Annotated in this window: 6 protein-coding genes and 1 rRNA gene (1 of these 7 only partly in view); 3 read left to right on the plus strand and 4 right to left on the minus strand. The window is 60.5% G+C overall.

Annotated elements, in window-relative coordinates; genetic code table 11:
* Positions 1-3: 3 nt before the first annotated feature.
* Together DFR24_RS15540 and DFR24_RS15545 are read right to left on the minus strand one after the other, a co-directional pair.
* Positions 4-750: a LytR/AlgR family response regulator transcription factor gene (locus DFR24_RS15540; RefSeq protein ID WP_133882299.1), complete on the minus strand. Its 747-nt coding sequence runs from the start codon at positions 748-750 to the stop codon at positions 4-6.
* Between the two features lie 10 nt (positions 751-760).
* A complete protein-coding gene (locus tag DFR24_RS15545) occupies positions 761-1,837 on the minus strand; it encodes a sensor histidine kinase (RefSeq protein WP_133882300.1) in 1,077 nt (358 codons plus the stop codon).
* Between the two features lie 86 nt (positions 1,838-1,923).
* Here DFR24_RS15545 and argH point away from each other — a divergent pair, with 86 nt between their 5' ends.
* Entirely contained in the window at positions 1,924-3,312 is a 1,389-nt protein-coding gene (gene argH / locus DFR24_RS15550; protein WP_133882301.1) for an argininosuccinate lyase, read from the plus strand.
* A gap of 13 nt (positions 3,313-3,325) precedes the next feature.
* On the opposite strand, the gene ppk1 is transcribed toward argH, so the two are convergent.
* Positions 3,326-5,392: a polyphosphate kinase 1 gene (gene ppk1, locus DFR24_RS15555; protein WP_133882302.1), complete on the minus strand. Its 2,067-nt coding sequence runs from the start codon at positions 5,390-5,392 to the stop codon at positions 3,326-3,328.
* A 158-nt stretch (positions 5,393-5,550) separates the two neighbouring features.
* Between ppk1 and DFR24_RS15560 the strand changes: the two genes are divergently transcribed.
* Positions 5,551-6,141, plus strand: a complete 591-nt coding sequence (locus DFR24_RS15560; protein ID WP_133882303.1) for a hypothetical protein — start codon at positions 5,551-5,553, stop codon at positions 6,139-6,141.
* Positions 6,142-6,168: 27 nt separating this feature from the next.
* On the opposite strand, the gene DFR24_RS15565 is transcribed toward DFR24_RS15560, so the two are convergent.
* Positions 6,169-6,876: a glycerophosphodiester phosphodiesterase gene (locus tag DFR24_RS15565; RefSeq protein ID WP_133882304.1), complete on the minus strand. Its 708-nt coding sequence runs from the start codon at positions 6,874-6,876 to the stop codon at positions 6,169-6,171.
* 1,281 nt (positions 6,877-8,157) lie between these two features.
* Here DFR24_RS15565 and DFR24_RS15570 point away from each other — a divergent pair.
* Positions 8,158-8,773 (plus strand): 16S ribosomal RNA (locus DFR24_RS15570) (it continues 912 nt past the right edge of the window).

Genomic DNA, 8,773 nt, shown 5'->3' on the forward strand with positions numbered 1-8,773 from the left:
GGATCACGAGTTCTCGGTCAGGAATCGACGGACTTCCGCGAGGCGACGACGCGACACCGGCAACGGGTCGCTCGCATGCTTCATGGTCAGCCAGTGGAGTTGCTCACCGCCGCGGTCGCGCTCGAGTCCGGCGATGAAACGCGTGGCGACCAGGGCCTTGCGGTGTACGCGCAGGAACCAGGGGGCAAAGTCCTCTTCGAGCGTCTTCAGCGATTCCTCGATCAGGACCTCGCCGTGCAGGTGGCAGACCGTCGTGTACTTCTGGTCGGCCAGGAAATAAACGATGTCCTCGGCCGGAACGCGCACGAGACCTTCGCGCGTGGTCGCGGTCACGAACTCCCGCTTGGGCTTGACGTCGCCACCGGCGCTGCCGCCCTTCGATTTCTGCGCCCGCGTCGGGCGGCGTGCGTTCTGCAGCGCTTCCTTGAGCTTTTCCAGGCGGATCGGCTTGAGGAGATAGCCCGAGGCCTTCGCGTCGAATGCGGACAGCGCGTGCTCCGAGTAGGCGGTCGTGAAGATCACCGCCGGCGGGGGGTCGTATTCGGCCAGGCTGCGCGCGACATGCAGCCCGTCGACACCGCCCATGCGAATGTCGAGCAGCACCAGATCCGGCTCCTCGTTGTCGATGACGTCGAGCGCGGACTCACCGTCCGCCGCCTCGCCGACGATCTCGTACCCAGGAAATTCCTGCAGCAACCGCTTGAGCCTTTCGCGGGCCAGCGCCTCGTCATCCACGATCACTACACGCATGGACAGGTCCTCATGACGTCTCTCCTCCCACCAGCAGGGATTTCTCCGGGATCGACAAGCGCGCGCGCCAGATGCCGTTGTCGGGACCCAGTTCAAGCCTACCGCGTTCACCGTAAATGAGGTTGAGGCGGCTCGCAATGTTGTCGATGGCGATCTGGTTGCCTCGCGTCTTCGAAGCTTCCGTCGGCGGCATCGGATTTTCCACCTCGACGATCAGCAATTGCTGCGCCGTATAGATATTGATGCGGATCACGCCGTGCTCCTTGAGCTTGGAGACGCCGTGGTAGACGGCATTCTCCACCAGCGGCTGGATGATCAGCATCGGGACCGGCCAGTTGAACAGGCTCTCCGGCACGTCCCACTTCACCTCCATTTTCTCGCCGAGCCGCGCCTTCTCGATGCGCAGATAAGCGTTGCAGACTCCGATCTCGTCCACCAGTGGCGCCATGCGACCCGCCTTCTCCAGGCTGGCGCGGAACACGTCGGCAAGATCCTCGACCATCAGCTCGGCCTCCGCGGGCCTGATCATGATCAGCGCGGCGAGGCTGTTCAGCGCGTTGAAGAAGAAGTGCGGGCGGATGCGCGCCGTGAGCGCCTGGAAGCGCGACTCCCCTTCCGCATGGACCTGTTCCTTCCATTGGTGGCGGGTCCAGAAATAGCGCAGCAGCATCAGCGAGACGATGGCCGCGATGCAGGTGTGGCTCAGGATGAAGGTCACGCGCTGGGTCGTGGGGTCCAGGACCCCGAAGTTCGGGTTGATGCCCATGTGCCAGGCGACGTTGGACAGGACCATCACGATCAGGATCAGCGTGATCCAGCAGGCCAGGAAGACGATGCCAGGGCGCGCCACCGTGAAAAGCCGCCGCAGCCCGCAGAGCGCGGCGCCGCCGCACAGGCCGATCCACTGCAAATATAGAGAGAGCAGCGCCAGTCGGCGCAGCAGGTCGGTGCTGGCATCGGCGCTGGCCAGGGTGAAGCAGACGGCCACCAACTCCATGACGACGGCCATGAACAGCAAGGCCGGACCGGAACAGAAATCCGGGATCAGGCTGGGTGGCTTGGTCCGCTGCGGCTGGATGCGCTTCATGGGCTGCAGTTTAGGCGGGTGGCCGTACGCATGGAGCGGCGGGTGGAGCGGATAGAATCGGCGCCTGTCCTGTACCCAGATCCACGATGACCACTGGCGGAAACAGCAAGCTTTGGGGCGGAAGGTTCTCCGAATCAACGTCCAGCCTGATGGAGAGCTTCAGCGAGTCGGTGAGTTTCGACCGCCGGCTTTATCGGCAGGACATCGCCGGCAGCCAGGCGCACGCGCGGATGCTGGAGAAGGTCGGCGTGCTCGGTGCGGCCGATGCCAAGGCCATCATCGAAGGCCTCGATGCCATTCGCACTGAGATCGACGAGGGGCGCTTCGAGTGGAAGACCGAGCTCGAAGACGTGCACATGAATATCGAGTCCGAGCTGACGCGGCGCATCGGGGAGGCCGGCAAGCGCCTTCACACCGGTCGTTCGCGAAACGACCAGGTGGCGACCGACGTGCGTCTGTACGTGCGCGAGTCGATCGATGACCTGCTGATCGTGATCGATCGGCTCGCGGCGGCCCTGCTCGATCTGGCCGAGCGCGAGGCCGACACGGTCATGCCCGGGTTCACGCATCTTCAGGTCGCGCAGCCGGTGACGTTCGGCCATCACATGCTCGCCTGGCGCGAGCAGATGCTGCGCGACCGGGCGCGGTTGGTGGACGCCCGGCGTCGCGTCAACGTCCTGCCGCTCGGCTCCGCCGCGCTGGCTGGGACGGTGTATCCGATCGACCGGGAGTTCGTGGCGCAGCAGCTTGGATTCGACAGCGTCACCGAGAACTCGCTCGACGCGGTCAGCGATCGTGATTTCGCCATCGAGTTCTGCGCGTGCGCGAGCCTGCTGATGGTTCATCTCTCCCGCTGGAGCGAAGAGTTGATCCTCTGGTCGACGCCGATGTTCGGCTTCGTGAACCTGCCGGATCGGTTTTGTACGGGCAGTTCGATCATGCCGCAGAAGAAGAACCCGGACGTGCCCGAGCTGGTACGGGGCAAGACCGGGCGCGTGCTGGGCGATCTCCACGCTCTGCTGGTTCTGATGAAGGGTCAGCCTCTGGCCTACAACCGCGACAACCAAGAGGACAAGGAGCCGCTGTTCGACGCCATCGACACGGTGTTCGCCTGCCTGCGCATCTACGCGGAGCTGGTGCCCAGCATCACGGTTCAACGCGAGCGTTGCCGCGCTGCGGCCGCGGCCGGCTACTCCACGGCCACGGATCTCGCCGACTATCTAGTGAAGAAAGGCCTGCCGTTTCGCGATGCCCACCACGCCGTGGGGTCAGCGGTGGCGCGCGCGGTGGAAAAAGCCTGCGAACTTTCAGATCTGACGCTCGAGGAGCTGCGGGAGTTCTCCGCGCTGGTCGAGGAGGACGTGTATGCCCACATCACGCTGCAGGGCTCGTTGGCGGCGCGCAACCACATCGGTGCTACCAGCCCCGTACAGGTACGGGCGGCGATAGCGCGCGCGCGTAAGCGCCAGGGGTGAGCGCTGCGGCCCCCTACTCTTCCATCAGACGGAGCTGCACGGCCTTCGTCGCGTTCTTCTGAGGCACTTCGGCCCTCAAATAGCTGCCGTCCGGCTGCAGCAGCCAGCTCTGCGCGGTATCCGCGACGTAGGCCTCGAGGTGCTCGATGACGCGAGTCCGCAGCTTCTTGTCCTTGAGAGGAAACGCGACCTCTACACGGCGAAATAGATTCCGCTCCATCCAGTCCGCGCTCGACAGCCAGACTTCCGGATTGCCGTCGTGGTGGAAGCAAAAAACGCGGTGATGCTCCAGGAAGCGGCCGACGATGGATCGCACGCTGATATTGTCGGAAAGGCCCGCGACGCCCGGGCGCAGCGAACACATTCCGCGCACGATCAGATCTATCTTCACGCCCGCCTGCGACGCCGTGTACAGGCGGCTGATGATCTCCGGCTCCACGAGCGAGTTCATCTTGGCGACGATGCGGGCGGGTTTGCCCTTTCGGGCCGCCTCGGTTTCCCGCTCGATGCGCTCGTGCATGCCCTTCACGAGCGTGAACGGCGACTGCAGCAGCGCGTGCAGCTTGATCACCTTGCCGAGTGAAGTGAGTTGCAGGAAGACGGCATGCACGTCCTTGCAGATCTCGCTGTCGGCGGTGAACAAGCTGTAATCGGTGTACTGGCGTGCCGTGCGCGGATGGTAGTTGCCGGTTCCGAGGTGGACGTAATTCTTCAGTCCTGACTCTTCACGGCGGATCACGAGGCACATCTTGGCGTGCGTCTTGTAGCCGACAACGCCGTAGACGACGTGTGCGCCGACGTCCTGGAGCTTCTCCGCCAAGTCGATATTGTCGGCCTCATCGAACCGGGCCCGCAGTTCGACGACGACGGTCACTTCCTTGCCGTTCTTCGCGGCCTCGACCAGCGCATCGACGACGGGCGACTTTGCGCCCGTCCGATAGAGCGTCTGCTTGATCGCGAGCACCCGGGGATCCTTCGCCGCCTGGCGCAGAAACTCGACGACGGGCATGAAGGAATCGTACGGGTGATGCAATAGCTGGTCGCGATCGCGGATCGCCGCAAAAAGGTCGCCGGTCAGTGCTTTCGGCACTTTTTGCGTGAACGGCGGATATTTCAGATCGGCCCGGTCGACCATGTCGGGGATGGCCATCAACCGCATCAGGTTCACTGGCCCGTTGACCTGATACACGTCGGCGGGGGTCAGCTGCATCTCTTGCATGAGGTACTGCGACATCACCTCGGGGCAGTTGTGTGCGACCTCCAGCCGAACGGAGTCTCCCCATTGCCGCTGCGACAACTCGTCTTCAAGAGCCTCGGCCAGATCCTTTGCCTCCTCCTCGTCGACGAAGAGGTCCGAGTTGCGTGTGACCCGGAACTGGTAGCAGCCACTGGCTTCCATGCCGGGGAAGAGTTCGTCCACGTAGGCATGTATGACGCTGGAGAGGAAGACAAAATCGTGCGGGCCGGAGCCGGAAATATCGCGCGGTAGCTGAATCAGCCGCGGGAGGGCCCGGGGCGCTTGGACGATGGCAAGGCCGGTATTGCGGCCAAACGCATCTTTTCCTGACAGCGAAACGATGAAGTTGAGCGACTTGTTGAGGATGCGCGGGAATGGATGTGCCGGGTCCAGACCGATTGGCGACAAGACCGGCGCCAGTTCGTTGCCGAAGAAGTTGCGCAGCCATGTGTCTTGCTCGGGCGTCCATTCGGCGCGGCGAAGAAAACGGATTCTTTCCTTGTCCAGCGCCGGAACGATGACGTCGTTGAAGACACGGTATTGCTCTTCAACGAGCGCATGAGCACGGACACTAATCGCGGCGAGCAACTCTTGCGGAGACATCCCATCCGAGCCGCGCTGCGGTGTCGGAAGGTCCGCCATCTGCTGGGTACCAGCGACTCGAATTTCGAAGAATTCGTCGAGATTGGAGCTCGATATGCAGAGGAACTTCAGGCGCTCGAGCAGGGGAATGCGCTCGTCCTTGGCCTGTTCAAGGACGCGACGATTGAACTCGAGCAGAGACAGCTCGCGGTTGATGTAAAGGTCTGAAGGCTGAAATTCGTGCTTGGCCGGTGCGTCCATTTATTCGGCCTCCGCCATGAATGGAACAGGAAGTTTGCACATTAGCGCAGTTTTTGTGTCGGTCTTGTTACGAGGCGGAGCGTCGCCGTGTAACCAGATCGCAATGCATTTGGTGCATCGTCGCCGCGACAGACCGGTTGAAACAGGGAGATTGGAGCGTGAAATTGTTCAATGTGGCCGCGGCGATCGCGGTGTTGATGTCGTGCGTGACGGCTTGCGCTTCTCCTGGAGCCTGGATGGGCGCCGAAGCGGAGAAGGGCTATGACAAGGATCTCGAGATCAAGCGTCTGGCCGAAGCCTTGAACAACGAAGACTACTTCGAATTCGAGAAGGATGGCCGCATCTACGTGCTCTCGGATGCGAAGGACTACAACACGTATCTGAAGACCCAAGAAGTAGTCCTCAGCACGAAGAAGATCGGCGGCGGTCCCGACGGCAAGACGATCATTTACGGGCTGACCAAGAACGAAGCGAAGATGCTGGAGAAGGATCCCAAGGCCCAAGGCGCAGCGCAGAAAATGTTCGAGGGAAAGCTGCGCGGAATGGATAAGGACTTCTTTGGTGTAGTTCTCGACAGCGACACCTATTTCGTATTTTCGTCGTGGAAGGACGTTGAAGCCTTCAAGGCTTCCGGGACAGCAACAGGATTTCGCGACGCGAGCCCAGACGGTCGCGGCGTGGTCTATGTCGGGGCGGCATCCAAGCCGGCCTCGCTCTCCGAACGTTTCACGAAAGCGCAGGCTAAATAAGCGCCTCCGAGTGGCCCAGCTCGCGGGCTATTGGCGTAGCGCCAGCACGCGGTCCGGATAATCGCTGAAGACGCCATCGATCCCTGCGTCCCTGAGAAGAGACATGTCGTCTGGATGGTTGACGGTGTATGCGTAGATCTTCAACCCCCGAGAGTGGGCGTCTTCAATCAGCCGGCTGTCCACGAACTCTTCCGAGACATTGAGGGCCTGCGCGCCGAGTTCGGTCGCGCAGGCTGCCCAATCCAATGGGACGCCGCAGACCAGAGCCGCAATGGGAATCTCAGGAGCCGCTTGCTTGAACTCATAAAGTTCCGGCAAGTGGAATGACGAAACCAGGAACTGATCAGCGCTCCATCCCTCGTGCATAGCGTCGCGTAATGCAGCGGCAATGCGTGCACCGGTTCCGCCAGCGCTTTTGATCTCGACGTTGAGCGGGATCCTTCCCTCCACGAGCCGTAGAACCTCATGCAAGGTGGGAATCTGCTGACCTTTTCCAGCATCGAGCCCGCGCAAGTAGTCGAATCGAACGTGTTCGACGCGGCCGACGCCGTTTGTGGTGCGCTCCAATCGTGGGTCATGAATGACGACCAGCTCTTCCTGGCAGAGCTGGACGTCAAACTCGATCATGTCGGCGCCAAGACGGATTCCAGTCTCGATAGACAACAAGGTGTTTTCCGGCGCGTGGCCACGTGCGCCGCGGTGTCCGATGCACAGAAGACGGGTTGGATGGGCCATGAATTTCTCCTAATCGAGAGGCGAATCGCCAACGAACACGATCATCATCGCGTCGTGCTGCCAAGTCTTGCGAAGTCTCGTTTCGTGATCATCACTCGATCGCGAGTCGCAAGCACTCCATAAGTTTGACCAAGCACGACTCGGATTCACGAACAGGGCCGGCTTGTCGAGCCGTAAAGTGACGAACGCAATGGGATAGTCATTTCGGCACAGCGGAACGCGCCGGTCCCGAGTCAGGGCATAAATCGGAATTTCCATTCCGGAGCACGACATCATGTGAGCAGTCGAGCCCGGCCCGGGCAACGAGATGATGGCTATCGCGTGCATCTGGGCAGCTGCAGATTGCCGCTATCTCGATCGCTGCGTCTGTGCGTTCGGATGACCGCCGAGCGACGCCGAAAGCGATCGGGCCCAAATAAAAGCGGGCCCCGCGCCGACGCACGCGCGGGATATGGCGGCAACACTTCGCCCTATGACGCCGTGCGACAGGTAGTTATACGCGCAGCCCATAACGTTCCAATCCCTGGCCACTACCGAGGGCGGTACGGGGGCAAAAGCTCTCCTTTTCGGTCAGATCGACTGACCGGCCCTGCAGCGAAGCTTTCGATTCGACTTCCTGGCCCCTGCTACTTGTACAGGACGCCAAAGCTTTCCGCCGAGCACCTCAGAGTGCTTCGTACCGCGTGGGTGCGGAATGTGGTCTTGGGCCCGATCATGGGGGAATGAGCCTTACGACGCCGGCCCCGCACGCGATATCCACATGAAAACGGCAGGCGAATTCGCTGCAGGTCTCAGGATCGCAACGATCTTGCTCCGACGCATCGTCAGATATCTGTAATGGATTGCGGAGCTCTGCGATTCGATCAGAGGCCCAACCAGGGGAAGAGGGAGGCCACGTCGCCCCGAAAGCAGCCCAAATGGGCCGGAGCCCAGGGCTTGGCCACCTCGGGCGCCGCCAGAACGACAACAATTTCAGTTCGATCAATATCTTATCGACTTCGTGAAAACTCTTTGTTGACACCCATCGCCATCCAACTAGAATGCGCCTCCCCGCTGACGGCTCCGAAGAAAAACGAAGCCACTCAGCCAGTTCCTTAAAAAGACAGCAAGTGATTTGTGTGGGTGCTCCTGTGCACGTGGCGAAGCCAAGTGACACTTGAGTATCAACGTGAGCCTAACCCTGATTTTTCAGGGGGTTGTACATGAGCTCAGTTTGATAACTCTTAAAGTTCCGGAAGACATGAAAGTGTCGACGGGACGATCCATTGAAGTATTGTTTTTCAATTGGAGAGTTTGATCCTGGCTCAGATTGAACGCTGGCGGCATGCCTAACACATGCAAGTCGAACGGGTTGTAGCAATACAACTAGTGGCGGACGGGTGAGGAATACATAGGAATTTGCCTTTAGGTGGGGGATAGTCCGGGGAAACTCGGTTTAATACCGCATGATGTCGCAAGACCAAAGCAGGGGATCGCAAGACCTTGCGCCTTTAGAGAAGCCTATGTCGGATTAGCTAGTTGGTAGGGTAATGGCCTACCAAGGCGACGATCCGTAACTGGTCTGAGAGGACGATCAGTCACACCGGAACTGAGACACGGTCCGGACTCCTACGGGAGGCAGCAGTGGGGAATATTGGACAATGGGCGAAAGCCTGATCCAGCAATGCCGCGTGTGTGAAGAAGGCCTTCGGGTTGTAAAGCACTTTAGGCTGGGAAGAAAAAGCTTCACCTAATACGTGGAGCCTTGACGGTACCAGCGGAATAAGCACCGGCTAACTCTGTGCCAGCAGCCGCGGTAATACAGAGGGTGCTAGCGTTAATCGGATTTACTGGGCGTAAAGCGTGTGTAGGCGGTTCGTTAAGTCGGATGTGAAAGCCCTGGGCTCAACCTAGGAAT

Origin of the sequence: Panacagrimonas perspica (assembly GCF_004364935.1) — a bacterium.
GTDB lineage: Bacteria > Pseudomonadota > Gammaproteobacteria > Nevskiales > Nevskiaceae > Panacagrimonas > Panacagrimonas perspica.

Coding starts and splice junctions, on each gene's coding strand:
- DFR24_RS15545 (WP_133882300.1), bottom strand. CDS start 1,837: ATGAAGCGCATCCAGCCGCAGCGGACCAAGCCACCCAGCCTGATCCCG.
- ppk1 (WP_133882302.1), bottom strand. CDS start 5,392: ATGGACGCACCGGCCAAGCACGAATTTCAGCCTTCAGACCTTTACATC.
- argH (WP_133882301.1), top strand. CDS start 1,924: ATGACCACTGGCGGAAACAGCAAGCTTTGGGGCGGAAGGTTCTCCGAA.
- DFR24_RS15565 (WP_133882304.1), bottom strand. CDS start 6,876: ATGGCCCATCCAACCCGTCTTCTGTGCATCGGACACCGCGGCGCACGT.
- DFR24_RS15540 (WP_133882299.1), bottom strand. CDS start 750: ATGCGTGTAGTGATCGTGGATGACGAGGCGCTGGCCCGCGAAAGGCTC.